We start from the raw sequence: 25,462 nt of genomic DNA, 5'->3' as shown, positions 1-25,462 counted from the left end.
CATAACGCCAAACAGACATAATTAAAACCCCCAGTCAAAAACCGGGGGCTTGATCCATTCATATGAAATTGCTAATTATTGTTGGTACCCGCCACCGATTTGTTGTTCAGCCATTTGAACTAGGCGTTTAGTGATTTCTCCACCTACAGAACCGTTAGCACGAGCTGTTGCATCTGGCCCTAATTGTACGCCAAATTCAGAAGCGATTTCGTACTTCATTTGGTCGATTGCTTGTTGAGCTCCTGGAGCTACTAATTGGTTAGATGAATTGCTGCGAGATTGTTGCTGTTGCATAATCTGTCATCTCCTTAAAATGTATAAGTTTTTTTGGTTGGGTTAGCTGGATTTGCACCAGCCCGCTATTCCATGAGCGACCATCTTTAGTATGGTGTAACCCATCGTGTTGGGTGTAAGAAGGCTTGTTGCTGCCTTGTTACTAGGTATTATGGTTTTTCCGGGGAATTATATTCAAAGTGAGGACAGGGAATTTATTCCTGTTAAATACCTATAATTTTTCTACATAAATCATCATGAATGTAAAAAGGATAACACTATACAATGATTAGATTGAAAGTATGGTGACACAGCATGAAAGCTTGCGCATTATGTAATGGAATCGTTGAATATAGGGGGCTTTGCAAGAAGTGTGGTGACTCTACAACGGATCAGGGAAGATATTATGATTTTTACGATGAGTACAGTGCGTACATGGATATACAGCATGTTCAATTAGCCGATGGCATACCAAATAGCAGCTGCTCGGATACTTGCCTGCATCTGTTTACATGTGTACGATGTGGGGAAGAAGAGGGGAAAAGCATTGATTTGACAGAGTTTTAAACGATATAAAAAATGCCGCACTCGTAAATGAGTGCGGCATTTTTATGTTCTTATCGGATTCTTGACTCAGTTTCTGAATCAAAGAAGTGGGCTTTGTTCATGTCAAAAGCAAGTTCAATCGTTTGACCAGCCACGATATCTGTACGGGAATCAACGCGGGCTACAAATTCTTGTCCTTCTAATTGAGAGTAAAGCATTGTTTCAGCACCTGTCAATTCAGATACTTCAATTTTCGCCGTGATTTTGGCACCTTCAGCAGTATCTAAGAAAAGGGGCTCATCATGAATATCTTCAGGACGCACTCCCAGGACGATGCTCTTGCCTACATGACCTTGCTCGCGAAGTACTTTCATTTTTCCTTCAGGTACCGATACCTTAGCATTGCCGATAACGAATTTCCCCTCTTCAAGGGATCCGTGGAAGAAGTTCATAGCAGGTGATCCAATGAATCCGCCTACGAAAACATTTTCAGGCTTATCGTATACTTCTTTAGGAGAACCAACTTGTTGAATGACTCCATCCTTCATGACAACGATACGTGTTGCCATTGTCATGGCTTCTGTTTGGTCATGTGTTACGTAGATCGTTGTAGTTTGTAAACGTTGGTGAAGCTTGGCGATTTCTGCACGCATTTGCACACGAAGCTTAGCATCAAGGTTGGATAATGGCTCATCCATTAAGAACACTTTCGCATCACGGACGATGGCACGGCCAAGTGCTACACGCTGACGCTGACCGCCTGATAGTGCTTTCGGTTTACGATCAAGCAGTGCTTCAAGGCCAAGGATCTTAGCCGCTTCTTGAACACGACGGTCAATTTCCTGTTTATCGAACTTACGTAATTTAAGGCCAAATGCCATATTATCATATACGCTCATATGTGGGTAAAGGGCATAGTTCTGGAAAACCATGGCGATGTCACGGTCTTTTGGCGCCACATCATTCACTCGTTTTCCGTCAATGGAGAAATCTCCTTTTGAAATTTCTTCAAGTCCTGCAATCATGCGCAGGGTAGTTGATTTTCCGCAGCCCGATGGTCCAACAAATACGATAAATTCTTTATCTTGAATGTGAAGGTTAAAGTCATTTACTGCCGTTACCTTCCCATCATAAATTTTGTGGATATGATCTAATTTTAATTCAGCCATTTTCTTTCTCCTCCTTGAAATGCAATCGTTTTCATCTATAGCTTCATTGTAGAGAAAGCGGATTCAAAACGATATGGTCAACCTGCACAAAGTTCCTTACTCCTTTTTAGGCAGGTTGTCAGATTGAAAGTTCAAGCAGGCGAAATAGGCTAATATACCGCCTTGAAATGTTTTAATATCAATAGTGGTTTTTTCAATAAACTTATCAATTCGATACTGAACGCTGTTTCGGTGCATGAATAATTTCTTGGCTGTTTGACTGATATTTGATTGGTTTTCAAGAAAAGCCTTCACGGTATAAATCAGTTCAGCATCTTCCCTGAAGGTTTCGGTAACCTTCGAGAATAGCTGTGTTTTCCACTCCTGAGGTAAATGATGCAGGGTGAATGCAGGCAGCACTGTCACGACGGTATGAATGAATGACTGCTTCTGAACCGTTCTGGAAAACGAAAATAACTCCTGCTCATATTTAAAAGTGAGAGGGAAATAGGAATCCATTACATGAAATTGACCTATGAAAAATGAAAGGCTGACGAAAAAGTCCGATTCAATCACATGTGAAATCGACAGCAATTGCTCTTCATCCATATTCCATTCATTTTTCTCTTCAATGAGCAACCCCATATTGTCATCTAGTAATACAAGAGTCGTGTTGAGAGGTAAAAGATGTTGAAACGCCTCTTTTAATAGAAGCTGGTCCAAACTTTCCTTCATGGAGAATTGAATGATACGAAATTCTCCTGCTATATTTGAAGGGATTGGTCCGTTCTTAAATAAATAAGAGAACCATTCCATAGAGTGGGGAGAATCATTGCCGGGTCCCGACGGGTTCCTAATTTCTTTGAACAAGCAATGCAATAACTCCATTTCCTCCGGAGTGATCTCACTTTTATCAATGCCTATGTATTCATCTTCTGCTTCATTTGTAAACCAAATCTTTGTAGCTTCAAGATTGGTTGGATAATGGTGTTGGATTATAGCATCAGGAAATTTTTTACGTAAAGATGTAAACATGTCATCCCTCTTTGTTCATTATTATAGTAAAAAAGGTTATAATGATATTGTACTGAAATAGTCCGAGTAATCAAAGGGTGCAGGATTGCAAAAATTCACTAATTTTAATACTATTGTAGAATGAATAAATCATTATGAGGTGTCCAAAATGGAATATAATAGAGAAGTTACGAATCGAATGAAACGTCTTGAAGGACAAGTCCGCGGCGTGTTGAAAATGATGGAAGAGGAAAAACATTGTAAAGATGTTGTGACTCAATTATCTGCCGTACGTACTGCCGTTGACCGTACAATCGGCCTCATCGTAGCCAAAAACCTGGAAGCTTGCATACGTGAATCGGAAGAAGAGGGCATCAATGCAGAAGATGCTATTCAAGAAGCCGTCAATATGCTTGTCAGAAGTCGATAAATGGTAAAAAGCTGCCTCAGGGAAAGACTCCTTGATTGGCAGCTTTTTTGTTTGTCCAGCTCCGGTGGCTAGAGGCTCGAGGTCATAAGACGAGAATGCCAAAAAGGCAAAAAGCGCCTTTCCGGCATTCTCGTCTTATGCTTGTCGCTTCTGGGCAAGCCCCCTCCGCTTTTCTATTTGTCCAGCTCCAGCGCCTAGCCCCTCGAGGTCATGAGTCAGTCTTGCTAAAAAGGCAAAGAACGCCTTTCCAGCAAGCCCGCCTTATGCTTGTCGGGGCTGAACAAGGCGCTTTCGCTTTTCTATTGTCCAGCTCCGGTGACTAGAGGCTCGAGGTCATAAGATGAGAATGCCAAAAAAAGCGCCTTTCCGGCATTCTCATCTTATGCTTGTCGCCTCTGGGCAAGCCCCCTCCGCTTTTCTATTTCGGTGGTTCTTCGTGGTCGGTGATTTCGATTGCTTCTTCGATATTGGTTGTGTTTTCCCTCATGTGGACGGAACCGCCGGACATTCCTTCGTTGATGAAGCGGTCAACATCGAGAAATGCTTTTTCTTTTCCTTCATAATTCGTATCTGGAAGGAATTGATCGTCTATATTATCCTTTTTCATGCCTATCAGCCTCCTTTCTTTAGTTTTGGAAAGGGGGCTGAAGTTATGCATGATGTACGAAATAATTTATTTATTATCTCATTTGGGTTATGTACATTTTATTAATCATAAACATGGAAAAGCATCAGTTCATGAAGTTGCTTTTTGAGGGTTTCTTCCTTCTCCGTCGGTGGAGTGGGACCGGTCCATTCAATCCTCCCGTCTTTATGGTAATTTCCCTGGTATTTCAACCCGCTGAAATAAAAGGAAAAGGTCCAGCCGGGCAGCTGTTTATTTTCGAACATGCTTTTGTATTGAAAATGTTGGATCATTGTTCATCACCTCCATTATTAATTGTAAACGTTTTAATCCAAGGTGTGTAGGATTGGTTGTTAAATGTATCATAAATGGAATTCCCCTCTAATAGAATTTACTGAAGAGATGGAGGAGGGACGAAGAATGAATTCGTTTATTCGTGATTTGCAAAAGGCGATAAGTGATGAATGGACAGCCTATTATTTCTATAAAGAGTTAAAAGGGCGGACGAATAATCCATTATATGTAGAGTTTATCGATCATGCCCAGAAGGATGAAAAAGAGCATTATGAAATGTTTCAATATCTCCATTATTTATTAACGGGGGAGTATTACGAGCATAAGAAAGAGAAGGTAGGGTTTACTACTTTTAAAGAAGGTGTCCTCCGGGCATTGAAGGATGAGCTTGAGGCTGCAGAATTCTATCGGGACATGCTGCTGGAAATTCCGAATCAACAAGCATATAAGCCCCTGTTTATTGCCATGACAGATGAAATGGAACATGCTACGCGGTTTTCTACCATCTATAATTCATTACGATAGGGAAAAAATGAAAAAGGTTGAACCAACGGGATTCAACCTTAGGTATTTTTTGCGCTGAGTGTGAGAAATGTGCGGACAAGCTGTTGTCTCCGTTTGTTTTCAATTTCTTCTTCATCAAAGCTCATGGGCTTTGAATTGATTTCAAATAATACAAATCCCCCTTGTTCCCTCGGAGCTAAGTCGATGGAAAATTCTCCTACATACCCAAAGGATTTAGCCAGCTCTTCTCCACAGGCTTGAACGATCAATGAGATCTCCTTTTTTGTTTGAGAGTCCGCCACTTCTTTGAGTGAAATAATCTTTCCTCCAGTAGGTACATGAGTTGTGACTTCCTGCCGCTGGGACATGCGGACACCGATACCGATTAAACGAAAATCTTCTCCCGTGTGAAGCACTAAAATCCGGAAGTCATAACGGTGATCATGCAATGTTTTACAGGAAACCGCTTCCTGCATGATCCATTGATTACTCTTAAACCATTCGCTATAGGATTGTAGTAGGCGGGATACGTTCAAAAACCTCTCCATTTTCTTGATGCTTTTGCATAGAATACGTCCTTTGGAATCCACCTCAATAAGTCTGATTCCTTTTCCTTGAGAGGCAAGTGAGTGTTTCACATACACTTTTTTATGTGTTGTAAGAAAGCGGGTAAAGGACTCTTCATTTGCTACAAGTTCAGTTTTAGGCAGGTAAGGTGCGAGTTCAAGGCTCCTGGAAAGAAGCTCGTGAATTTTCCATTTATTAAAGAAATGGGGGTTGAAGAAGGGGATCTTGTGTTTGTTGATGAAATGAATCAGCTTTTCATACGCTTGATTTTCCTCTGCATGCCTCGAGGGCACCCGATTGTAAATGACGTTCGGAACAGGGAATAAGCATTTTACCCATTTGTTCAAAGGCTGATTGTACATAATCCCCGAAATGGTTTCTCCGAATACATCCTGGGGGGAAAAGACGAAGCAAATCCCCCCAGCCTGTTCTACGTCTTGTTGAATCGACCTGAACAATTCAAAGTTCCCCTTGTATTTATTGCTTTCTTCCTTACTTGCGACGATCCCGATCAACGGGATCGCCGGGATGTTCTTTTGCTGAGAGGTGATTGTAAATTGATAGCAGTCCTTTGAATCTTTGGAAGAAAGAAGAAATGAATTCTTCGCAAATCCAAATGTCGTAATGGATTTTTCCTCATGAAAAAAGGTTTTCTTTACCCGATCATACAGGATATTCATGGAATCATTTCCTCTGGATGATTCAAGCTTTGCTGAGTAAGAAAGATTCCGAATGATAAGGCGAGCTTTCTTGTTAGTAAGTCAAAGCTTTTTAAGTGCGGGTGGGAAAAGATCGATCTTCCCGGCTTAGAGTTTGCTTCGAACATCCAAATACGGTGATTTTCGTCCACTCCGAAGTCAAAGCCGATTTCTCCAATATATCCTTCCAGATTTCTTTCAATGGCATGAGAAAGTTTTATAGCAGCGTCCTTAAGTGCATCTTCAATAGATTGTCGATCCGCTTCATCAGTAAACAGCTCGGATAGAATCTTCACTTCTCCTCCGTTATTGGCATGGGTTGTCACACTCCCGGATCCGGCAACTTTTCCAGCCATTGCGCTTACCTGCCAGGCACCTTCTTCATCTTTGTTCGTATGCACCCGGAAGTCGATTGGACGATTGTTTTCATGCAATAAAGAAATCCCTTGTTGAACGATAAAGGTGTCAAGGTTTCGATGTTTAAAGACTGTATTGGCAAGTTGCTCCAAGGTTTTGAATCTCAGTAAACGGTTTTTGTGTTCTTGATCTCTGAACCGACAGTAATACTCCTGGGTTGAGCGGCTAAACGTAATCTTGTGAATGCCGTTCCCAAGACTGCCGTTTTTTGGTTTTAAGTAAATATTATGGTATATGGCTAGCATGCGTTCCATCTCATCAAAAGATTGGAATGGGTGTGTTTCTGGGAGGAAATGCTGGACAGAAGAGTCGTTTTCCAGTCGTTCAAACAAATCAAGCTTATTAAAGAACCCTGGATTGTACCAGGGAATACCGTACTCCCTCTGTAACCTCTCTTTGATGTTTTGATATGTTTTCCGTTTTTCACTGCGGCGGTTTGGCAGTCTGTCATAAATGACATTGGGAAAAGGGATCTCCTCGATTTCCCATCCTTCTCCGAAATGAAAATACCCCTTTACGAGCCCATTCTCCCAATCAATATGTCGCTCCCCGAACACAAAGGGAATGACTCCCAGGGATGATTGAACAGATAAGAGTTTTTTGAAAAAATAGGAGCGCTCACCAATGGGACTTAAGCGAAAGCTTGTGAATCCAGAGGTGAATATTCCTATGAGCACCCCTGCATATAAACAATCCTCTTTACACAAGAGTGAAAGGGACTTTACTTTCGAAGGAAGATGGATCTTCGCAGCTAAACCCGAGCTAATGCCTATCACGTTACGTCCGTTCGGATGACGCTTACATTCGGCGGATTGCCTTGCAGTTCCAAGGATCACCGTATGAGGGAGCGTTTTTCCCTCCAGCTTGAAACCAGAGGGAAGGTAGAGAAGGCATTCTTCATCTTGAAATTGTTCTATTTTGTACGTTTTAAGCATTAGAAATCACCTCGTTTTAGTGATGAGAGACATTGCGATGCCATGAAATCACAATAATCTAAAGGAGCTTGGAATAGAGAAGAAAGCTTCTCAGGGCATAATTCATCGACTATTTTATGTCCTGGCTTAGAGTTCATATCCAGTATCCACAGTGACCGATCTTCAGCAATAATGAGATCCACCCCAATTTCAAAAAGAGATGAAAACTGTTCTTCTAGTATTAAAGGCATTTCTTTCAATATGTCTGTGAGTTCTTCTTCAATAAAGTCCCATGAGGAATCCTGCAAAGCCTTCCAATCACTATATGATCTATAAGAAGCCCCCCGGCTGATATTGGTCAGAATTCCTTTCTCTTCCCCTATTCGGATCGCCCGTTGAAATTCTCTCCAGTCTCCATAAGCGTCTTTATTCAGAAGAATGCGAAGATCAAAAGGGGCATCCTCTTTCGTCAGATTGAGGAGGCGCTTTTGACAAATGAATGTGTGTTTCTGAAGAATTCGGTTCAGCCACTTAAGAAAGATCTCTTTGTTAGGAAAGGATTGTTCCATGATCCCTTGCTTTTTCGTTGTTCGGACGACTATGCCCTGTTTGCTTATCACGAGATGGTAAACGGCATATCCATGCGCCCCATCGACTGGTTTGATGATTATATCTTTATACTCGGTAAGAAGATTTAATAAATGATTTTCATCGGTCACAAGGTACGTTTCAGGTAAATAAGGGGAGAGAGGAGTCTTTTTAAGTTTTTCGTAAAGATGCCATTTATTTGGTAATCCATACCCGAGAAATCGAATATGCTTCTGGTTTTTTAACCACTGAACGACGGCCTTTGCTTGACGGGACTGAATATCCTTCTGATAATACGTACGGTCATAGATATATTCGGGAATTTCAAAGGCTTCAGTTTCCCATGTTTGTGACTCCTTATTGAAATAGTATCCGTCCACCGTTTCGTGTAAAGGAGATATTCCTTTGGGAGAGAACAGATACAGATCAATAGGATAAGAGAGGGACTGCTTCGCAATTTCTAGAAAGTAGCTGTTCGCTACTTGTGGGGTAAGGGTCATAATGCCCAATGAATGGTTCATCGTTTTAATCCTCCTTGTTCATCCATTTTGTGAAACTATATTCATAGAGGGCTTTAACCGACGGACGGATCCGGTCGTTTTCCAGATATGTTCGTTTAGAAGGTTTGGAATTGACTTCGATCAGCCATGGCTTCCCGCTTTCATCGATGCCGACATCAATGCCAAGCTCTGCGTAATGCCCATCTACAGTCTCAGAAAGAAGCTTGGCAGATGTCGTACATAACTCCTTCATTTCAGTTAGAATCGCTACGCATTTCTTAGATGGAAAAAGAGTATGCAAGATGGAAAGAGGTCTTTCGATGCTTCCTCCCTGATCGACGTTTGCAACGAATTGATCCTGTGATGCAACACGGGCAACAGAAGAAACGATTTCCCAGCTTTCTTTTCCATTGAAATGACATAGAAACCGAAAGTCCAATGGCTGACCTTTCACTGTAAGGAAAGGAATGGTTTCCTGAATGATATAAGAGGAAGGTTTACACCAGGACCGAATTTGTTTATAGAGTGCAGAGTAAGTTGGGAAAGTAAGTGGACTATGAGAGGAGAATGAATTTTGGTACATGGTAAATCCGTTGTCTCTTTTTTGAATGCGCATGATGTAACGTCCCTTGCTCCCGTTTATCCCTTTGACGAAAACATCCTTATACAAGGAAAGCATTTCCTCCAATGAATCGATTCCGTGCATGGTTTTGGGCAAGTGATGTGCTAAGGACGGGCTGTCTTTCAGCGCATTGTAAACCTCGTCTTTCGAAAGAAATCCAGAATTGAAAACATGAATTTGGCGATGTTCAGAGCGGGTAAGGGCTTTTTCATAGGAAGGGGTTCTTTCTACCTTCCGGGAATGACAACGATTGTAAATGACGTGAGGAGCAGGAAGCGTTGTGGACTGCCAGTCTTGATAGAGATATGCGACCCCTTCAGGGAGGTCTCCAACAAAGTTTGAGAGGGGAAGCAGGTAAAAAAGTCCACCTTTTCGTTGAAACCAGCTCTGACACTCTGTAAAATATTCTTTTAAAGAGTGTGAATGTAATGCATTCAAGGAAAATTGGTTGATTAATAGGGCCACAACCGGTCCCATGTGAATGATGTTATTCCTTGAATCGATGGATATCCATATATTTTCCAGGTTCGGTATAGAAGAGAATAATGAATCGCTAGTATCTAACATAATCTGTAAAGAATCAGTCGAAGCCTCCTTACATGTAACGTTAAGAAGGGAGTTTCCACATTTCAGCGTCATGCTCCGTTGAAAAGGGTATCGATTCATCATCTGCTTTGGGATATATAAGTGATGATGATCATGATTATTTTTATGCGAACTAAATGAACATTTTATCTTCATCCGGCATTCCCCGTTTGCATAACCCGTAAGAATAATTCTATAATGATTTATTGGGCTAATGTTGATATAGCATTCTATGTAAACTCGGGCAAAATGTTCAAACCGGAGAAGTAGAAAAGGAAGGTGCAATCATGCTGGATGCTTTCATCCTAATACTGTTCATGGTTTTGATTGGAGCACTCATTGGAGGAGTCACCAATTCATTAGCCATAAAAATGTTATTCAGACCTTATAAGGCTTACTATATCGGGAAATTTAAAGTACCATTCACACCAGGGTTGATTCCAAAACGCCGGGGAGAATTGGCAGAACAACTCGGGAAAATGGTGGTCGATCATTTAATCACGCCTGAAAGCCTTCAGAAAAAAGTGATGAACGATGATTTTCAAAGGGATGTAACCCACTGGCTAGCGGAAGAACTACAGCCTGTCTTCACATCGGACAAAACCGTGAATGAATGGCTGGACATCCTGCAAATCCCTGTTTCCTCCGATCGTCTTAATGAATGGCTTGAAGAGTGGGTAGCTGTAAAGATGAAAGATACGAAGGCAGCCTACACATCTAAAAAGCTTGAAGAGGCTCTTCCTGAAAAGTGGCAGGAAAGAGTGGAAGAAAGTATTCCGAAGCTTGTTGACTTTATCGCAAACCGGGCGGAAACTTATTTCACAAGTCCTGAAGGGAAGCTGAAAGTGAAAATCATGATCGACGATTTTCTTAAAGAACGGGGCATGCTTGGGAACATGCTGGGAATGTTCCTGGGTAACACATCGGTAGCTGACAAAGTACAACCTGAAATCGTAAAGTTTATCAAGCATGAAGGAACGCAGGAAATCCTTTACAATCTGCTGACAAAAGAATGGTCCAAACTGAAACAAATGAAGCTTGATGAATTTATCGATCGATTACCTGAAGAAGACTTGATTCAATCCGTCCAGGCATCCCTGGTCAAACTCGTCAACATCGAAGGCCACCTGGAGAAGCCGTTAAGAAACTTTCTTGAGCCGCATAAGGATTCCTTCTTCAACCTTCAGCTCCCGAAATGGGTGGACAGAGGGACGGACCTCTTATCGAAGAAGATTCCGAATCTGATGGAGAAGATGCACCTGCAGCATATTGTGCAGGAACAGGTCGAATCTTTTTCAGTTGGAAGATTGGAAGAATTGGTTCTCGGCATTTCCCGTCGTGAATTCAAGATGATCACTTACTTAGGGGCATTACTTGGTGGAGTGATCGGTATCGTTCAAGGGGTCATAGCCCTCTTTATCTCTTAATTCAGCAGGTCCTAAGGGTCCTTCCTAGAATTTCACTCTATAGTTTGTTATAGTGGTGTAGGAAACATAGAGTGAAATTATAGGAGGTACGTATTTTGGCTATTAACTTATACGATCAAGCGAACGAATTGGAAAGTGCTTTACGTCAAAGCGATGAATTTCTACAACTGAAGAAGATGTATGACGAAGTAAACAATGACGAATCTGCTAACAAGATGTTTGAAAACTTCAGAAACATCCAAATGACACTTCAACAAAAACAAATGAGCGGTGAAGAAATCTCTCAAGAAGAAGTAGAACAAGCTCAAAAGACAGCTCAACTTGTTCAACAACATGAAGTAATCGCAAAGCTTATGGAAGCTGAGCAACGCATGAGCATGGTCATCAATGACTTAAACAAAGTCATCATGAAGCCTCTTGAAGAACTTTATGGTTCAATGCAGAAATAATAGGTGTTTAAAAGGGACCGACTTCCTGATGGGGAGTCGGTTTTTTGGTTTGTTTTTCACTCAGAACCTCCCTTCAGAAGTCCCCCCCATGATTTCCAATCCCCTCTTGTCATATTTGTCTCCCTTCCTTCATAAAAGTAAAGAAAGGGAGTAGACAACATATAGGGGGGACACCAATGATGATCTATAGAATGTTAGCGTTAAATATCGATGGAACGATTGTAAATGAAAACGGAAAAATTGCGAAGGAAACAAAGGATGCAATTGAGTACGTTCAAGATAAAGGGGTACCGGTCACATTGGTTACAAGCAGGAGCTTTTCTTCAGCAAAGAAAGTAGCCAAAGCCCTAAAGCTCAAAACCCCGCTCGTCACACATAGTGGGGCATATATTGCTGGTGAGCTGGAAAAACCGATGTATGTAAAAAAGATTGCCGAAGACATTACGTATGAAATTGCTCAATTCCTTGAAGGCTTCTCAAGTCAGGTACACCTGTCCCATGAGAAGCGCTCAATCGTTGGCAAAGCCAATTCCCAGGCAAGGGATATGGCGAAAATCTCATGGCAAAGAGAGTCCAAATTACTATATAGTAAGCAATTTGTGGACCGTGTGAGTGATCATCTCTTAGAGAATCCGATGTCGGTTCCGAAGATATCGGTGGTTATGGAGCATCGGGAAGATGTGTGGGACGTTGTCGCCTCTATAAGAGGGATGTATGAAGAAGTGGATGCCATTCCTATATCTGACTATAAACTGGATATTGTACCAAAAGGCGTATCGAAGCTCCGGGGACTAATGTATCTGTCTGAACGCCTTGGAGTGAAGAAGGACCAAATCGTGATGGTCGGATCGGGGCTGGATGACATCGATTCCATGGAATGCTGCGGTCTTGGGGTTGCTATGGGAGATGCCCCTAGACAGGTGAGAGAAGCAGCGAACTGGATTACACGCAGCCAAAGCGAAAAAGGCATCCCATACTTTGTAACAGAGCTTTTCCGCAAGCAGCACCCCATCCCATTCCTGAAGAAAATGAACATCATTAAATCATAAACGGATACCCCCCGCATTTCCTTTGGAAATGCGGGGGGTTATTTTATATGAGTTAAGCCCGCCAGACATTGACCATTCCCACCCCTTTCTGTACACTTATAAAAGCTTATCAGATTTGGGAAAAGGTGATTAGAACGTGAATGTTTTGATAAAAGGGATCGAGGATGAGCGTTATGAGCGCCCTCTGAGATTGATTGCGAATTTATTTTTTGAAGAGTCCGTGATTTACTTTGGTGCTTGTGATAGCGCTGATCTTCAAGTCCATATAGAACTTTCGATAGAAGAAGAGATTAGAGCGGAAGCCATATTAACAAAACCGTCTTCTGAACAGTCATACACTGCGAAGTATGAACATGATTGGGCATCGTATGAAAATGAGAAAGAACGAGTCAAACAGTTGAAAACAGCCGTATCTCATGTGTATTTAAATGTTCTTCAAGACTTGACGGGAATCAGGCAAAAGTGGGGTATTTTAACGGGAATCCGTCCAACCAAGCTCTTGCATAAGCAGACGCAGTTGGGAATGCCCAAGGAAGAAATTCATGCGAAATTGAAGGAAGAATACCTCATTACCGATGAAAAAATTCAGCTGATGCAAAATATAGTAGACCGTCAGTTATCTGTTGTACCAGACCTCTATGACCTGCAGCATGAAGTGAGCATTTATATCGGGATCCCATTTTGTCCGACCAAATGTGCCTATTGTACTTTTCCAGCATACGCAATTCTCGGTAAACAAGGACGGGTCGATTCCTTCCTGGCCGGACTTCACTATGAAATCCAGGAAATGGGACGGTGGTTGAAAGAAAATAATGTCAAGATTACGACCATTTATTACGGTGGCGGTACACCGACGTCCATCACCGCCGAAGAAATGGATGACTTATACGAAGAAATGTATCGCTCCTTCCCTGATGTGGACAAGGTAAGGGAAGTGACGGTGGAAGCAGGGAGACCCGATACAATCTCCACTGATAAACTCGAGGTACTCAATAAATGGAATATCGATCGCATTTCCATCAACCCTCAATCGTACACTCAGGAAACATTAAAAGCGATCGGCCGTCATCATACAGTGGAAGAGACAATTGATAAATTTCATTTATCCCGGGACATGGGAATGAATAACATCAATATGGATTTGATCATCGGTCTTCCTGGTGAAGAACTTCCAGAGCTTCAGCATTCTTTGGATGAAACTGAGAAGCTCATGCCGGAATCGTTGACGGTTCACACCTTGTCCTTTAAGAGGGCGTCTGAAATGACGAAGAACAAAGACAAGTACAAGGTGGCAGACCGATTGGAAATCGAGAAGATGATGAACCTCGCTGAAGAGTGGACAAAGGAGCATGGTTACGAGCCGTACTATTTATACCGTCAGAAGAACATCCTCGGTAACCTGGAAAATGTCGGTTATGCTCTGCCCTCACAGGATAGTATCTATAACATCATGATCATGGAAGAAGTCCAGACGATAATTGGAATAGGATGTGGGGCGGCAAGTAAATTCATCGATCCGAAGACCGGAAAGATCACTCACTTTGCCAATCCAAAAGAGCCTAACGCCTATAACCTTGGATTTAAAGAATATACGGAAAAGAAAATCAAGATTCTTGATGATTTATTTTCATAAGAAAACACGCTGTTCGGGAGAAGGTTCCTGTACAGCGTGTTTTTATGTGATCATTTGCACCGTTGACCACATGAAATGGACTTGACAGAAGTCGTCTCATAGCATATTTGGTTGTTACAACAGGTATACCATCAATTAACGGAATTTTTCAACATTACATAAAGGATTAATCGTAAAAAGGTAGAATTAGTTAAGATAGACATAGAAATTAGAACTTTTTGTAAACGCTTACCATATTGAGGGGAGAGATCGAATATGATGCAAACACCTCTGCTTCTGACACAAATGATTGAACGAGCTGAAAAGTATTTTCCTAAGAAAGAAATTGTTTCACGTACGGAGTCCGGAATTAACCGCTTCACTTATAAACAGTGGGGGGAAAGGACACGCAGACTTGCAAGCTCCCTTTCTGAACTTGGGGTGGAAGAAGGGGATAAGGTCGGTACACTGGCTTGGAATCATCACCGGCATCTTGAAGCGTACTTTGCGATTCCTTGTAGTGGTGCCGTGCTACATACGATCAATATTCGCTTATCTCCACAGCACATCGTTTATATTATCAATCATGCCAAGGATCAAGTATTGCTCATTGATTCAGACATTGTTCCACTCATTGAAAAGATCCAAGATCAGATTCCAACGGTTAAAGCCTTCATTGTGATGACCGATGGAGACTTGCCCGAGACGTCTTTAGAACCAGTTTATCATTATGAAAGATTACTGGAAGAAGGAGATCCTTCTTTCAAATTCCGCACAGACATTGATGAAAATGCACCGGCAGGAATGTGTTACACTTCCGCCACCACCGGCAACCCCAAAGGAGTCATCTATTCTCATCGTGGAATCGTATTACATGCCATGGCTTTAGGGCTTGCTGATACGACTGGAGTTTGTGAGCGCGATGTTGCCCTTCCTGTCGTACCTATGTTTCATGTGAACGCATGGGGACTTCCGTTCGCATCGGTTTGGTTTGGAACGAAGCAGGTTCTACCTGGATCATATTTCACTCCCGGATTGCTGGCTCAGTTAATGCAGGACGAAAAAGTGACCATTTCTGCAGGTGTACCGACAATTTGGCTTGGCTTATTAAATGAATTGGAAAAGAATGAATATGACCTCTCGAGTCTTAGATCCGTTTTATGTGGGGGTTCAGCGGCTCCTAAAGGGATGATTCGATCCTTTGAAGAGAAATTCGGGATTCCGTTCATGCATGCATATGGAATGACAGAAACAAGTCCACTTGCCGTGATTGCTGCATCGAAAAGCTATCATGATGATCTTTCTGCTGAAGAAAAGCTTGATTTGAAAGCAAAGCAAGGGATCCTCGTACCTGGATTAGACATGAAGATTGTCGGGAAAGACGGGGAGGTGGCTTGGGATGGTATTGAAATGGGAGAGCTTGCCCTGAGAGGTCCTTGGATTGCTTCTGAATACTATGAAGATGAAAGAACTCAGGAAGCGTTCCGTGATGGCTGGCTGTATACGGGTGATGTCGTCACCATTGATGAAGAGGGCTATATTAAAATCGTGGACCGCACAAAGGATCTGATTAAATCAGGTGGAGAATGGATTTCTTCAGTGGATCTTGAAAATGCACTCATGGCCCACGAACATATATTTGAAGCAGCGGTAGTAGCTGTTCCCCATGAAGAATGGCAGGAACGGCCGATTGCTTGTGTGGTCTTAAAAGAATCTGGAAAAGGAAACGTGACCCAAGAAGAAATCATGGACTTCCTGAAACCTCAGTTTGCCAAATGGTGGCTGCCTGATGAAATCCTGTTCCTTGATGAAATTCCCAAAACGTCAGTAGGGAAATTTCTAAAAAGGGCCCTTCGAGACCAAGTACAGGATAAAATGAAGCAATTGTAAATCAAGTGGGAGGTTGGCAAAGGGTCGATCTCCCCTTTGAGTTATTGTACTATTCTAAATAATCATTTCTAAAAATAGGAAAATACGCTATGCTAGGAGAAAGGGGAGGGATTTTTTTGACAGTGTCAAATCAATACGAAACAGTGAAATTACATAAAGAAGGTAAGGTGGCGAGGCTTCAGTTGAACCGGCCTCAATCCCTGAACGCATTGGACGCCGGGCTCATGAGTGAGCTACTGGCTGCTTTAAAGGAAGTGAAAAATGATCCAGCGATTTCTTTATTGGTCCTGACAGGGGAAGGGAAGGGGTTTTCCTCTGGTGGAGATATTAAATCCATGCTTTCATTAAGCGGTGAAGAGCAGTTCTCAAGTATTATGGACACCATCAATGAATTGGTCATGACGTTGTACTCTATGCCGAAAATAGTTCTGACAGGCATTCATGGAGCGGCTGCTGGCCTTGGGTTCAGCCTCGCTCTTGCTTCTGACTATATCTTATGTGAGGAAGACAGCAAACTCGCCATGAACTTTATCGGCATCGCCCTGATACCAGATGGAGGAAGTCACTTTCTCTTACAAGAGCGCCTGGGAACGCATAAAGCAAAACGAATGATCTGGAACGGAAAAGTTTTCGAGGGACAAGAAGCCCTTATGAAAGGCCTGGTCGATGAAGCGATACCTTCGGGTAAATTAGAGGAAGGCATCGAGCGCTACACGAAACAAGTGTTAAGTGCACCGACGAAAGCGATGCTGAAAACGAAAGAAGTGTATGTCAATTTAAACAAAGACAGGCTTCAGCGTGCACTTGATCTCGAAAAAGAGGGTCAATGGCTCATGCGTCAAACCTCCGATCACCAAGAAGGCATTCGTGCATTCGTGGAAAAAAGAAGACCTGAATTCAAGGGGGAATAATGGTTAATAAGGACTGACCTGATGGGGGTTGGTTCTTTTTTCGTTCAATGAATCATCCCTCTCTAACAAAAAAATGCACCGCAGGCCACTCGGGGTGACCCGCAATGCAGGATGTTCATCTTACACATGAAACAACAATAGTTTCCCCAGAGGAGAAGTGCAGCGGTGAGTATGATCGGAATAGCCTTTTTCCTCTAACATGGATTCTCCCATTTTCTTTGCATCACTATCGGATGAAGCTTCAAATGATTCATCGAGAATCTTTTTGCCGTCTTTTTCAAAGACTGTCAGTTTGTAGACTTTCATAGTAATTTACCCCTTTGTATAGAATTCATTTACTCTTTTATTTTTTCATATTATCTTTTTTTTGGAAAGTCTAAATAATTTGATAATGAAAAAGAGTTGGGAAATGAAACCTTTTGTGGATAAAATCGTAGAGTACTAGAGAGAAAAAGGATGCTCGTTTATGGGTACAGGAGGGAATGCTGATATGAGTTTGCGTATTCAACAGGTAACCAAGAGGTTTGGAAATTTCACAGCAGTGGATGAGCTGTCACTTGAAATTCCACCGAGTGAAATGTTCGGATTCCTCGGGGCGAATGGAGCCGGGAAGACGACGACATTTCGAATGGTGTTAGGTTTGTTAGATGCAACTGAAGGGCAGATTACGTGGAATGGGAAAGGGATAGATTATACCACAAGTCCAGAGATCGGATATCTTCCGGAAGAAAGAGGGTTATATCCGAAAATGAAGGTAAGCGATCAGATCGTCTATCTGGCCCGTCTTCGCGGAATGGAGAAAAAGGCGATACTGAAGGAATTGGAGTATTGGTTGGAGCGATTCAATGTTCCCCAATATATGAATAAAAAAGTAGAAGAGCTTTCAAAAGGGAATCAGCAAAAAATTCAATTTATCGCATCGGTCATTCATAAACCCAAATTATTGATCTTAGACGAGCCTTTCAGCGGTCTGGACCCTGTAAATGTCGAGCTGTTGAAGGATGCCGTCCGGGAAATAAAGAAAAATGGAACGACAATTGTGTTTTCCAGTCATCGCATGGAACACGTAGAGGAGCTTTGTGAAAGCTTATGCATCATGCATAAAGGACGTCCTGTGGTCCATGGAGGCTTGAAGGAGATCAAGCGTTCCTTTGGGAAGAAAAATGTCGTGATTCATGCAGACTTTGACCTTCTCTACTTGAAGGACTTGCAGGGTGTGACAAAGCTTGTGGAAACAACGGAAGGAGTTCTTCTTCAAGTTGAATCTGAGGCTGCGGCTGAAAGAGTATTTCATGATGTCGTACAAAAAGGATTCCTTCGAAAATTCGAATTAGAGGAACCTTCCCTGAACGATATTTTTATAGAAAAGGTGGGGACTTCTTATGAATAATTTCTTCTTGATCCTGGGTCACTCCTATCTGTCGAAGCTAAAGGCAAAGTCATTTATCATATCCACGGTCATCATAGCCGCTGCCATTGTATTACTGGCCAATTTTGAAAGTGTCATATCGAACTTCAGTAATGATGATACAAGTAGGGTAGCAGTTCAGGACGAAACAGGTAAGATGTTCGATCCGCTACTGCAACAGCTGGAGGTCATGGATAGTGATATAAAGCTGGAATCAACCTCCCAACCTACCGGAGAAATCGAGAAGAAAATAGAATCTGAAGAGATAAAGGGATTACTGGTATTAAGTGAAAGCCCGGAAGGACTTCCACAAGCTCTTTATAAATCCAATTCATTATCAGAGTCTAACGTGACAGGGGAATTGCAAATCGCCCTGCAAAATGTAAAATCCTCACTGGCTGCCAGTCAACTGGAGCTTTCAGGCGATGAACTGGCCCTGTTAAGCGGTCCTGTTGCTTTTGAAAAGGAAGCCCTTGTCGAAGGAGCCAAGTCTGAAGAAGAACTGAGTCAGGCGAGAGGCATTGTGTATGTTCTATTGTTCTTTATTTATTTCTCTGTCATTGCTTACGCTAACATGACGGCCATGGAGGTCGCGACAGAAAAAAGCTCGAGAGTCATGGAAATCCTGATATCCAGTGTGTCTCCGGTAAAACAAATGTTTGCAAAGATCATTGGAATCGGTCTCGCCGGCTTGACTCAATTAGCCGTTATCCTGGCAGTAGGCTATTTTACTATGATTCGCAAGAAAGATGAACTAGTCGGGGGCTTCTTTGAAGGATTCGGATTTGAGTCTCTGTCCTTGAGTGTCGTTATCTACGCGATCATCTTCTTCTTATTAGGATATTTCCTGTATGCGACCCTTGCAGCATTACTGGGATCCCTTGTCAGTAGAATTGAAGATGTGCAGCAGATGATTATGCCGATGACCTTCCTGATCATGATCGGATTCTTCATCTCCATGTTCGGTCTTGGAAATCCGGAAGCGGGCTTTGTCACGATTACATCTTATATCCCGTTTTTCACACCGATGGTGATGTTCCTGCGCGTAGGGATGCTGAATCTTCCGGTGTATGAACCGATCATCGGGATTGTGGTCCTTCTTGCGACGATCATTATTCTCGGGGTATTTGGGGCACGTGTGTATCGTGGTGGAGTGCTTCTTTATGGAAAGTCCAATTCCTATAAAGATATTAAGAAAGCAATCGATTTAACATCGAAAAAATAATCTGGAACGAAAGGCTGTCTCCGTCGCTCGGGGCAGCCTTTCTCTGTGAATCGTACAAATTGTGAATACATACTGAAATTATCCCCGGTTTTAGGATATAATGAAAGAATATTAGAACATATATTCGTAGTGCGAGGAGGAAACTTCATGGATAAAATCCGTTTTTTTCATGTAGCAGATTTACATCTGGATAGTCCGTTTATTGGCCTTAAACATTTACCGAAAGAAGTGTTTGAACGTATTCATAATAGTACTTTCGCTTCATTTGAAAGAGTGGTCAGGGAAGCGATTCATAGACAAATTGACTTTATGATCATCAGCGGGGATCTGTTTGACGAAGAAGATCGAAGTATTCGGGCGCAAGCGAAATTATTGAAGCAATTTAATCAATTGCACGCACACAACATTCCTGTATACGTCGTGCATGGCAATCATGATCATCTTGGAAGCTATCGATTAGAGCTCGATATGCCGGAGAATATACATATTTTTAACAAGGATACCGAAGTGAAGCAAGTTACCACTCAAAGTGGAGAAACCGTCGATATTGTGGGATTTAGCTATGGTACCAGACATATTAGAGAACGAAGGATAGAAGGCTTTCCTAAACGATCCGAGGACCGCTATACAATCGGTATCCTTCATGGCAGCGAAGGAAGTGTTCACTCTTCTCATGAAACATACGCTCCTTTTACTATCAGTGAACTATTGGAGAAGAATTACCATTACTGGGCCCTCGGGCATATTCATGAGCGACAGATTCTACATGAAGATCCTTTTATCGTCTACCCAGGAAACATCCAGGGAAGGCACAGGAAAGAAACCGGGATGAAGGGATGTTATGTAGTGGAGCTTGATCAACACCATACAGAGTTAAGTTTTATTCCGACTCACGACATGATGTGGAAGACATGCACAGTATCCCTCCAAGGTGTCCACCGCTTTGGAGAAATGTTTCAGCGTATCCAGCAAGCCCTTGAACCCCTGAACGACGGGGATATGCTAATAGAGGTCGTCCTGAACCATGATGAGTCACTTCCTCAAGACGTGGTGGGAAAAATAGAAAATGGTGATCTGCTGGAAGCATTGCAGTCAGATTATGAGGGTCAAGAGGGGGTGAAGTGGATTCATTCAATACGGTGGAATCAAGCACAAGCGAGTCGGGGCATTGAACAGGATCCGTTTAAACAGGAGGTTATGGCGACCCTGGAGGGGATGAATGAAGAAGAGTGGGAGGATGCCTTGGCAGAGCTGTATGAGCACCCTTCAATTTACCGCTTCCTGGATCCCTTAAAGGAAGAAGAGAAGAAATCTTTAATAGAAGAAACAGAGCACTTGTTACAAAATAAAGGCTGAACGTGGAGGTGAATGAGGTGAAACTACTCGAACTTCATATTTACGGATACGGAAAAATAGAAAATAAGCGTTTTTCCCTAAAGGACCTTCAATTATTTTATGGGGAAAATGAAGCTGGTAAATCAACGATCATGTCTTTCATTCATAGCATTTTATTCGGTTTTCCGACTAAGCAGCAATCACTCCTGAGGTATGAACCGAAATCATCGACAGAGTATGGCGGGAAAATTCTTTGCCAAATGGATGGTCATGGTACCGTAAGTATCGAGCGCATCAAGGGCAAGGCGACAGGCGATGTAACCGTCCAATTCGAAGACGGAAGAATGGAAGGAGAAGAAACCCTTCAACAATTGCTGGGGCATATGGACAGAGCAACCTACCAAAACATATTCTCGTTCAACCTGGAAGGACTCCAAAACATCCAGCGCCTCAAAAAAGAAGACTTGAACCGTTACCTCTTCTCTGCAGGCTCTACAGGGACGGACCTGCTTTTACAGCTGGAACAAAACTGGCAAAAAGAAAGGGAGCAGCTGTTTAAGAAATCAGGTAGAAAACCGATGATCAATACGGTGTTGACACAACTAAAATCCCTTGAAAAACAAGTAAGGGAAGGAAAAGAAAAAAATGAACAATACCGTCCGCTTATAGCAAAGCAACAATCGTTGGAAACCCGTGTTTCATCCATGGAGGCAGAGAAGGCGGATCTGACTGAAAAAAAACAGAACCTGGTTTCGGTTAATGAAAACTGGGACTCACTATCTGGCTTCAAAAGAGTGAAAGAGCGGCTTGCACAGCTGGAAGCAATCGAGTTTCCTGCAAAAGGATTAGAACTCTTAAATGAGCTTAAAACCGAAGAAAGACAGGTATCAGCGTACCTTGAATCCTTGATGGCGAAACAAGAAAAACTCCAAAACAAATTAGAATCCGAAGAAATTGATACTTCCATAAATGAAGACCTTCCATTTATGGAAAAGATAATGTCTCAACAATCCTTTTATCTGAAATGGAAAGAAGAAAGCAGCGAACGGAGCAGAGAACTGAAAACGGTGCGTAGTAAAATCAATGATACGATCCGGGAATTAGGATTAACAGTTGAAATGGAGGAAATCCAGTCACTGGATACAAGCTTAATGATGTCCGACCGTATTCAAAATGCGCTAGATCAGCAATCAAAGCTCCTTCATGAACGTGATAGCTTGCATAAGCATTACGAAGAGGAAAAAGAAGAACTTCACCGCATTGAAAGCAAATGTGATGACTTAGAAGAGCGACTGATGGAAGAAGATGAGTATCAGGAATTACAAAGGACGGTGAAAAGCCAATCTTCCCGGCAAGTTTCACGTGATCAGGCACACTGGATGAACATGCAAGTGAAAGAGGCAGAAGAACGATTCAGCAGAAATAAGGCATCCCTTTCTCAACAGCTCCTATTAATCGGTGCAGCACTCCTCCTTTTATCCGGGTTCGGTGCGTGGGCAATTGTGACCGGGAATTGGCTGGTTACAGGGATCAGCCTGCTGCTCCTAATGGTGGTCGGAGCAATGGGCATGCAGGCCAGGGGGAATCTGCAGGAAGAATCAAGGAGCCTTCAAAAAGCAAAAGCAAGAGCAGAAGAGCTCCAGCCTGAAGGGAAGTTGGAATTCAACTCTCCCGAAAGAGCTGAGCAAAGCTTAAAGCAGCAAATGGAACTGAGGAGCGAGTGGAAGCAGCGTATTCTTTCATTAGAAGAGCAGCAAGCAAAACTTCAGAAGCTCCATGAGAAACAGAAGGGAATAGAAAAAGAAATTGTTCTAGGAGAGGAAAGAGTATCCCACTTGATATCAGAGCTTTGTTTACCTCCTGACTTTCACTGGAAGTGGCTGCGTGATGCGTTTGCCAAAATGAAAGAAGCGGTCTCTAACTATGAAGCTTATATCCATTTAAAAGAAGAACAAGCCTATGTCTTCAACAAAATGAATGAGTATAAGGAAGACTGCCAGGAATGGTTCCATCGACATTCTCTCACGTTTACGACAGTCGAGGAGGCTCTGATAAAACTGAAGGGGATCACCCAGGATATTGAAAAGAGAAAGCTTATAATCAATAGTATCCAATCGGAACTCGAGCCTCTTTCTCTTGAGATAGAGAAACTTTCCATTGAATTGAGAAAGATCCGTGATGAAAGCCAAACTCTTATTGAGTCTGCTGGCTGCCTGAACGAAGCTGAATTTCGCGAAAAAGCACTTCACGTCGAAGAAAGAAACGAGCTATCTGCTCAATATAGTGGAATAAAAACACGAATGACGAAACGAACTTTCGATACATTTCTCCGGTTCGATTCCCAGGAAGAAATCAGGAAAGAATTAACACGCGTGTCACAAAGAATTGATAAGCTTTCGGCAGAGCTGTCCGCTCATCAAAAAGAGCTCGCTTCCATTTCGTATGAAATAAAGGTGTTAGAAGAAGGAAAGAGTTACTCCAGCATCCTACAGGAGTTTCAAGGCAAGAAAGCGGAGCTTCAGGAGCTTGCTTACGAATGGTCAAAGTATACGTTAGCACAAGTGTCCTTAAGCAAAACAATGGATCTCTACCAGAAAACCAAGATGCCTAAAGTGATGAAACTTGCAGAAGAAAATTTCAGAGAGCTTACAGAAGATCACTATCTTCGCATTTTCTTGCAAGAAGATGAGATGATCAGGGTTGAGAGGAAGGACGGTGCAGTCTTTCACGCAGTTGAGCTCAGTCAAGGAACGAAAGAGCAGCTTTACATCGCTATTCGCTTTGCCCTTATACAATCTTTCCGCGACAAGTACCCATTGCCGGTACTGATCGATGATGGGGTAGTCAACTTTGATCGAGAGAGAACGAACGCATTTTTAAAGCTGCTGAGGAAAATGGCAAAGAAGCATCAAATTCTGTTCTTTACCTGTCATCCTCATATTAAAAATACGTTCTCCGGTGAGGAAATGATTGTGTTAAAGCGGATGGAAAAGGAAGCGATACGCACTTCCTGATTTTTTGTCCATTAGAATTAGCAAAAATCTCCTGGATTCGTTACAATACTACAAGGAGTTGTTTAATCATTCATGACGGCTGATAATGAAAAGGAGTCGCATGGGAAAGAATTGAGTGCTAGAAAGAAGGAACACATAGTATGACAAAAACAAAAGGGTGGAAACGAAATCGGGGGCCACTGGCACTACTCAGCTTTAACTTATTTATCGTCATGGTCGGAATCGGGCTGGTCATCCCCATTCTTCCTTTCTACGTAGAAAAATTCAACGCCAATGCTCAAACGCTCGGAGCGTTGGTGGCTGTATTTGCATTTATGCAGTTTTTATTTGCTCCTATTTGGGGACGGTTATCCGATCGAATCGGGAGGAAACCATTAATCACCATTGGCCTGATAGGCTTTGCCATAGCTGAATTCATTTTTGCCTTCGCTGTAGGGTTATGGATGCTATTCCTGTCGAGAATACTGGCAGGTGTTTTCGGTTCAGCATTAATGCCAACTGCAATGGCTTATGTATCAGATGTAACAGATGAGGATAATCGAGGTCAAGGGATGGGGATACTGGGTGCAGCCATGGGTCTAGGTATCGTCATAGGGCCTGGAATCGGAGGATGGCTTGCAGAAATCAATCTCTCCTATCCATTTATATTTGCAGGGATCGCAGCCACTATTGCAGCTATCGTCTCGGTCATCATATTACCGGAATCTTATCCTAAGGAAAAAAGAACGTTCGATCCGGACGAGAAACGTGAAAACCGCTTTGTGACCATGAAGAATGCAGTTATGAGTCCTGTCGGATTTCTATTGATTCTCGTGTTCATCATGAGCTTCGGATTGGCGAATTTCCAATCCATTTTCAGCTACTATGCACTTGAGCGTTATGGATATGGTCCGCAGCAAGTGGGAATCATCATTCTGATTATCGGGATTATCGGAACCCTCGTTCAAGGAGTGGGAGTGGGAAGGGCAACGAAGAGATTCGGTGAAGAAAAAGTCGTAACCGGCTCTTTGCTCCTCAGTGCACTGGGATTCGTCATCATGACATTTGCCACCAGCTTTGCAGGGATTTTGATCACAACCGCCGTTTTCTTCGTCGGAAATTCCATGCTCCGTCCGTCGTTAAACTCCCTTATTTCAAAATTAGCGGGTGAACGTCAAGGGACTGTCATGGGGCTGAACAACTCGTTTCTCAGTCTCGGGAACGTTGCTGGACCATTACTTGCAGGGACGCTGTTTGAATGGAACATACATATTCCATACTACTTTGGCGCATTCATTATGCTCGTAGGGCTGGTAGCGACGAAGGTTTGGATTAGCAAGAAAGAGAAGAGAGCATTAGTGAACTAGGTTGGAACCGTCTCCGGTGAGGGGCGGTTTTTTGTTGTAAAAGGAGAGGGACGGACCTTCGAAGGGTGTCC

The 25,462-nt window shown here is 42.5% G+C and carries 24 protein-coding genes; 14 read left to right on the top strand and 10 right to left on the bottom strand.

Annotated features, from left to right (window positions below):
* Window positions 1–75: 75 nt before the first annotated feature.
* Window positions 76–294 carry an alpha/beta-type small acid-soluble spore protein gene (locus tag ACFQWC_RS10205; RefSeq protein WP_064091756.1) on the bottom strand — a complete coding sequence of 73 codons (219 nt, stop codon included), beginning with the start codon at window positions 292–294 and terminating at the stop codon, window positions 76–78.
* Between the two features lie 294 nt (window positions 295–588).
* Here ACFQWC_RS10205 and ACFQWC_RS10200 point away from each other — a divergent pair, with 294 nt between their 5' ends.
* Window positions 589–840, top strand: a complete 252-nt coding sequence (locus ACFQWC_RS10200) for a hypothetical protein (protein ID WP_299739936.1) — start codon at window positions 589–591, stop codon at window positions 838–840.
* Window positions 841–890: 50 nt separating this feature from the next.
* On the opposite strand, the gene ACFQWC_RS10195 is transcribed toward ACFQWC_RS10200, so the two are convergent.
* The gene (locus tag ACFQWC_RS10195) at window positions 891–1,988 is read right to left on the bottom strand and encodes an ABC transporter ATP-binding protein (RefSeq protein WP_299739938.1); all 1,098 of its coding nucleotides are present in this window, start codon (window positions 1,986–1,988) and stop codon (window positions 891–893) included.
* Window positions 1,989–2,084: 96 nt separating this feature from the next.
* Window positions 2,085–3,002, bottom strand: coding sequence for a PucR family transcriptional regulator (locus ACFQWC_RS10190; protein WP_377107094.1), 918 nt, complete (start codon window positions 3,000–3,002; stop codon window positions 2,085–2,087).
* Between the two features lie 148 nt (window positions 3,003–3,150).
* On the opposite strand from ACFQWC_RS10190, the gene ACFQWC_RS10185 reads away from it, so the two are divergent.
* Window positions 3,151–3,411, top strand: a complete 261-nt coding sequence (locus ACFQWC_RS10185) for a metal-sensitive transcriptional regulator (RefSeq protein ID WP_299739942.1) — start codon at window positions 3,151–3,153, stop codon at window positions 3,409–3,411.
* Between the two features lie 418 nt (window positions 3,412–3,829).
* Here the strand turns inward: ACFQWC_RS10185 and ACFQWC_RS10180 are convergent, their stop codons facing one another.
* Together ACFQWC_RS10180 and ACFQWC_RS10175 are read right to left on the bottom strand one after the other, a co-directional pair.
* Window positions 3,830–4,018: a hypothetical protein gene (locus ACFQWC_RS10180; protein ID WP_341357744.1), complete on the bottom strand. Its 189-nt coding sequence runs from the start codon at window positions 4,016–4,018 to the stop codon at window positions 3,830–3,832.
* A gap of 101 nt (window positions 4,019–4,119) precedes the next feature.
* Entirely contained in the window at window positions 4,120–4,329 is a 210-nt protein-coding gene (locus ACFQWC_RS10175; protein WP_341357745.1) for a YheE family protein, read from the bottom strand.
* Between the two features lie 127 nt (window positions 4,330–4,456).
* Between ACFQWC_RS10175 and ACFQWC_RS10170 the strand changes: the two genes are divergently transcribed.
* Window positions 4,457–4,855: a ferritin-like domain-containing protein gene (locus ACFQWC_RS10170; RefSeq protein ID WP_299739948.1), complete on the top strand. Its 399-nt coding sequence runs from the start codon at window positions 4,457–4,459 to the stop codon at window positions 4,853–4,855.
* Window positions 4,856–4,893: 38 nt separating this feature from the next.
* Here ACFQWC_RS10170 and ACFQWC_RS10165 read toward each other — a convergent pair whose 3' ends face one another.
* Genes ACFQWC_RS10165 through ACFQWC_RS10150 form a run of 4 tightly spaced genes read right to left on the bottom strand, consistent with a single transcriptional unit; the run spans window position 4,894 to window position 9,881 of the window.
* Window positions 4,894–6,081 (bottom strand): YheC/YheD family endospore coat-associated protein, encoded by a 1,188-nt coding sequence (locus ACFQWC_RS10165; protein ID WP_299739950.1) that lies wholly within the window; start codon window positions 6,079–6,081, stop codon window positions 4,894–4,896.
* Window positions 6,078–7,451: a YheC/YheD family endospore coat-associated protein gene (locus tag ACFQWC_RS10160; RefSeq protein WP_377107091.1), complete on the bottom strand. Its 1,374-nt coding sequence runs from the start codon at window positions 7,449–7,451 to the stop codon at window positions 6,078–6,080. The genes ACFQWC_RS10165 and ACFQWC_RS10160 overlap by 4 nt, the downstream gene beginning before the upstream one ends.
* Window positions 7,451–8,539, bottom strand: a complete 1,089-nt coding sequence (locus ACFQWC_RS10155) for a YheC/YheD family endospore coat-associated protein (RefSeq protein WP_377107089.1) — start codon at window positions 8,537–8,539, stop codon at window positions 7,451–7,453. Before ACFQWC_RS10155 ends, ACFQWC_RS10160 begins: the two co-directional genes overlap by 1 nt.
* 4 nt (window positions 8,540–8,543) lie before the next feature.
* Entirely contained in the window at window positions 8,544–9,881 is a 1,338-nt protein-coding gene (locus ACFQWC_RS10150) for a YheC/YheD family endospore coat-associated protein (protein ID WP_299739956.1), read from the bottom strand.
* Window positions 9,882–10,012: 131 nt separating this feature from the next.
* Between ACFQWC_RS10150 and ACFQWC_RS10145 the strand changes: the two genes are divergently transcribed.
* The 6 genes from ACFQWC_RS10145 to ACFQWC_RS10120 all read left to right on the top strand — a co-directional run bounded on the left by ACFQWC_RS10145 (window position 10,013) and on the right by ACFQWC_RS10120 (window position 17,063).
* Complete coding sequence (locus tag ACFQWC_RS10145) at window positions 10,013–11,152, top strand: DUF445 domain-containing protein (protein WP_299739958.1); 1,140 nt, start codon at window positions 10,013–10,015, stop codon at window positions 11,150–11,152.
* 95 nt (window positions 11,153–11,247) lie between these two features.
* Window positions 11,248–11,601 (top strand): YlbF/YmcA family competence regulator, encoded by a 354-nt coding sequence (locus ACFQWC_RS10140; protein ID WP_299739960.1) that lies wholly within the window; start codon window positions 11,248–11,250, stop codon window positions 11,599–11,601.
* Between the two features lie 176 nt (window positions 11,602–11,777).
* Window positions 11,778–12,650 (top strand): HAD-IIB family hydrolase, encoded by an 873-nt coding sequence (locus ACFQWC_RS10135; protein ID WP_366141282.1) that lies wholly within the window; start codon window positions 11,778–11,780, stop codon window positions 12,648–12,650.
* 136 nt (window positions 12,651–12,786) lie between these two features.
* The gene (locus ACFQWC_RS10130; protein WP_377107085.1) at window positions 12,787–14,283 is read left to right on the top strand and encodes a coproporphyrinogen III oxidase; all 1,497 of its coding nucleotides are present in this window, start codon (window positions 12,787–12,789) and stop codon (window positions 14,281–14,283) included.
* Window positions 14,284–14,538: 255 nt separating this feature from the next.
* Window positions 14,539–16,152, top strand: coding sequence for a long-chain fatty acid--CoA ligase (locus ACFQWC_RS10125; RefSeq protein WP_377107083.1), 1,614 nt, complete (start codon window positions 14,539–14,541; stop codon window positions 16,150–16,152).
* Window positions 16,153–16,268: 116 nt separating this feature from the next.
* Window positions 16,269–17,063 (top strand): enoyl-CoA hydratase, encoded by a 795-nt coding sequence (locus ACFQWC_RS10120; protein WP_299739967.1) that lies wholly within the window; start codon window positions 16,269–16,271, stop codon window positions 17,061–17,063.
* A gap of 120 nt (window positions 17,064–17,183) precedes the next feature.
* On the opposite strand, the gene ACFQWC_RS10115 is transcribed toward ACFQWC_RS10120, so the two are convergent.
* Window positions 17,184–17,369, bottom strand: coding sequence for a YhzD family protein (locus ACFQWC_RS10115; protein WP_113971251.1), 186 nt, complete (start codon window positions 17,367–17,369; stop codon window positions 17,184–17,186).
* A 184-nt stretch (window positions 17,370–17,553) separates the two neighbouring features.
* On the opposite strand from ACFQWC_RS10115, the gene ACFQWC_RS10110 reads away from it, so the two are divergent.
* The 5 genes from ACFQWC_RS10110 (at window position 17,554) to ACFQWC_RS10090 (ending at window position 25,391) form a co-directional block, all read left to right on the top strand.
* Entirely contained in the window at window positions 17,554–18,453 is a 900-nt protein-coding gene (locus tag ACFQWC_RS10110) for an ABC transporter ATP-binding protein (RefSeq protein ID WP_299739973.1), read from the top strand.
* The gene (locus tag ACFQWC_RS10105; protein WP_299739975.1) at window positions 18,446–19,696 is read left to right on the top strand and encodes an ABC transporter permease; all 1,251 of its coding nucleotides are present in this window, start codon (window positions 18,446–18,448) and stop codon (window positions 19,694–19,696) included. Before ACFQWC_RS10110 ends, ACFQWC_RS10105 begins: the two co-directional genes overlap by 8 nt.
* A 147-nt stretch (window positions 19,697–19,843) precedes the next feature.
* Window positions 19,844–21,052, top strand: coding sequence for a metallophosphoesterase family protein (locus ACFQWC_RS10100; protein WP_377107080.1), 1,209 nt, complete (start codon window positions 19,844–19,846; stop codon window positions 21,050–21,052).
* A gap of 17 nt (window positions 21,053–21,069) precedes the next feature.
* Window positions 21,070–24,045: an AAA family ATPase gene (locus ACFQWC_RS10095; RefSeq protein ID WP_377107078.1), complete on the top strand. Its 2,976-nt coding sequence runs from the start codon at window positions 21,070–21,072 to the stop codon at window positions 24,043–24,045.
* A 140-nt stretch (window positions 24,046–24,185) separates the two neighbouring features.
* Window positions 24,186–25,391: an MFS transporter gene (locus ACFQWC_RS10090; RefSeq protein WP_299739981.1), complete on the top strand. Its 1,206-nt coding sequence runs from the start codon at window positions 24,186–24,188 to the stop codon at window positions 25,389–25,391.
* Window positions 25,392–25,462 lie beyond the last annotated feature (71 nt).

The sequence above is a fragment of the Rossellomorea sp. GCM10028870 genome, assembly GCF_042666755.1.
Lineage (GTDB): Bacteria > Bacillota > Bacilli > Bacillales > Bacillaceae_B > Rossellomorea.
The sequence above is the reverse complement of the archived record's forward strand: the minus strand, read 5'-3'. Positions and strand labels throughout refer to the sequence as shown.

Excerpts from the sequence above, each read along its gene's own strand:
- ACFQWC_RS10205 (WP_064091756.1), bottom strand. The coding sequence starts at position 294 with ATGCAACAGCAACAATCTCGCAGCAATTCATCTAACCAATTAGTAGCT.
- ACFQWC_RS10200 (WP_299739936.1), top strand. The coding sequence starts at position 589 with ATGAAAGCTTGCGCATTATGTAATGGAATCGTTGAATATAGGGGGCTT.
- ACFQWC_RS10195 (WP_299739938.1), bottom strand. The coding sequence starts at position 1,988 with ATGGCTGAATTAAAATTAGATCATATCCACAAAATTTATGATGGGAAG.
- ACFQWC_RS10190 (WP_377107094.1), bottom strand. The coding sequence starts at position 3,002 with ATGTTTACATCTTTACGTAAAAAATTTCCTGATGCTATAATCCAACAC.
- ACFQWC_RS10185 (WP_299739942.1), top strand. The coding sequence starts at position 3,151 with ATGGAATATAATAGAGAAGTTACGAATCGAATGAAACGTCTTGAAGGA.
- ACFQWC_RS10180 (WP_341357744.1), bottom strand. The coding sequence starts at position 4,018 with ATGAAAAAGGATAATATAGACGATCAATTCCTTCCAGATACGAATTAT.
- ACFQWC_RS10175 (WP_341357745.1), bottom strand. The coding sequence starts at position 4,329 with ATGATCCAACATTTTCAATACAAAAGCATGTTCGAAAATAAACAGCTG.
- ACFQWC_RS10170 (WP_299739948.1), top strand. The coding sequence starts at position 4,457 with ATGAATTCGTTTATTCGTGATTTGCAAAAGGCGATAAGTGATGAATGG.
- ACFQWC_RS10165 (WP_299739950.1), bottom strand. The coding sequence starts at position 6,081 with ATGAATATCCTGTATGATCGGGTAAAGAAAACCTTTTTTCATGAGGAA.
- ACFQWC_RS10160 (WP_377107091.1), bottom strand. The coding sequence starts at position 7,451 with ATGCTTAAAACGTACAAAATAGAACAATTTCAAGATGAAGAATGCCTT.
- ACFQWC_RS10155 (WP_377107089.1), bottom strand. The coding sequence starts at position 8,539 with ATGAACCATTCATTGGGCATTATGACCCTTACCCCACAAGTAGCGAAC.
- ACFQWC_RS10150 (WP_299739956.1), bottom strand. The coding sequence starts at position 9,881 with ATGAAGATAAAATGTTCATTTAGTTCGCATAAAAATAATCATGATCAT.
- ACFQWC_RS10145 (WP_299739958.1), top strand. The coding sequence starts at position 10,013 with ATGCTGGATGCTTTCATCCTAATACTGTTCATGGTTTTGATTGGAGCA.
- ACFQWC_RS10135 (WP_366141282.1), top strand. The coding sequence starts at position 11,778 with ATGATGATCTATAGAATGTTAGCGTTAAATATCGATGGAACGATTGTA.
- ACFQWC_RS10125 (WP_377107083.1), top strand. The coding sequence starts at position 14,539 with ATGATGCAAACACCTCTGCTTCTGACACAAATGATTGAACGAGCTGAA.
- ACFQWC_RS10115 (WP_113971251.1), bottom strand. The coding sequence starts at position 17,369 with ATGAAAGTCTACAAACTGACAGTCTTTGAAAAAGACGGCAAAAAGATT.
- ACFQWC_RS10110 (WP_299739973.1), top strand. The coding sequence starts at position 17,554 with ATGAGTTTGCGTATTCAACAGGTAACCAAGAGGTTTGGAAATTTCACA.
- ACFQWC_RS10105 (WP_299739975.1), top strand. The coding sequence starts at position 18,446 with ATGAATAATTTCTTCTTGATCCTGGGTCACTCCTATCTGTCGAAGCTA.
- ACFQWC_RS10100 (WP_377107080.1), top strand. The coding sequence starts at position 19,844 with ATGGATAAAATCCGTTTTTTTCATGTAGCAGATTTACATCTGGATAGT.
- ACFQWC_RS10090 (WP_299739981.1), top strand. The coding sequence starts at position 24,186 with ATGACAAAAACAAAAGGGTGGAAACGAAATCGGGGGCCACTGGCACTA.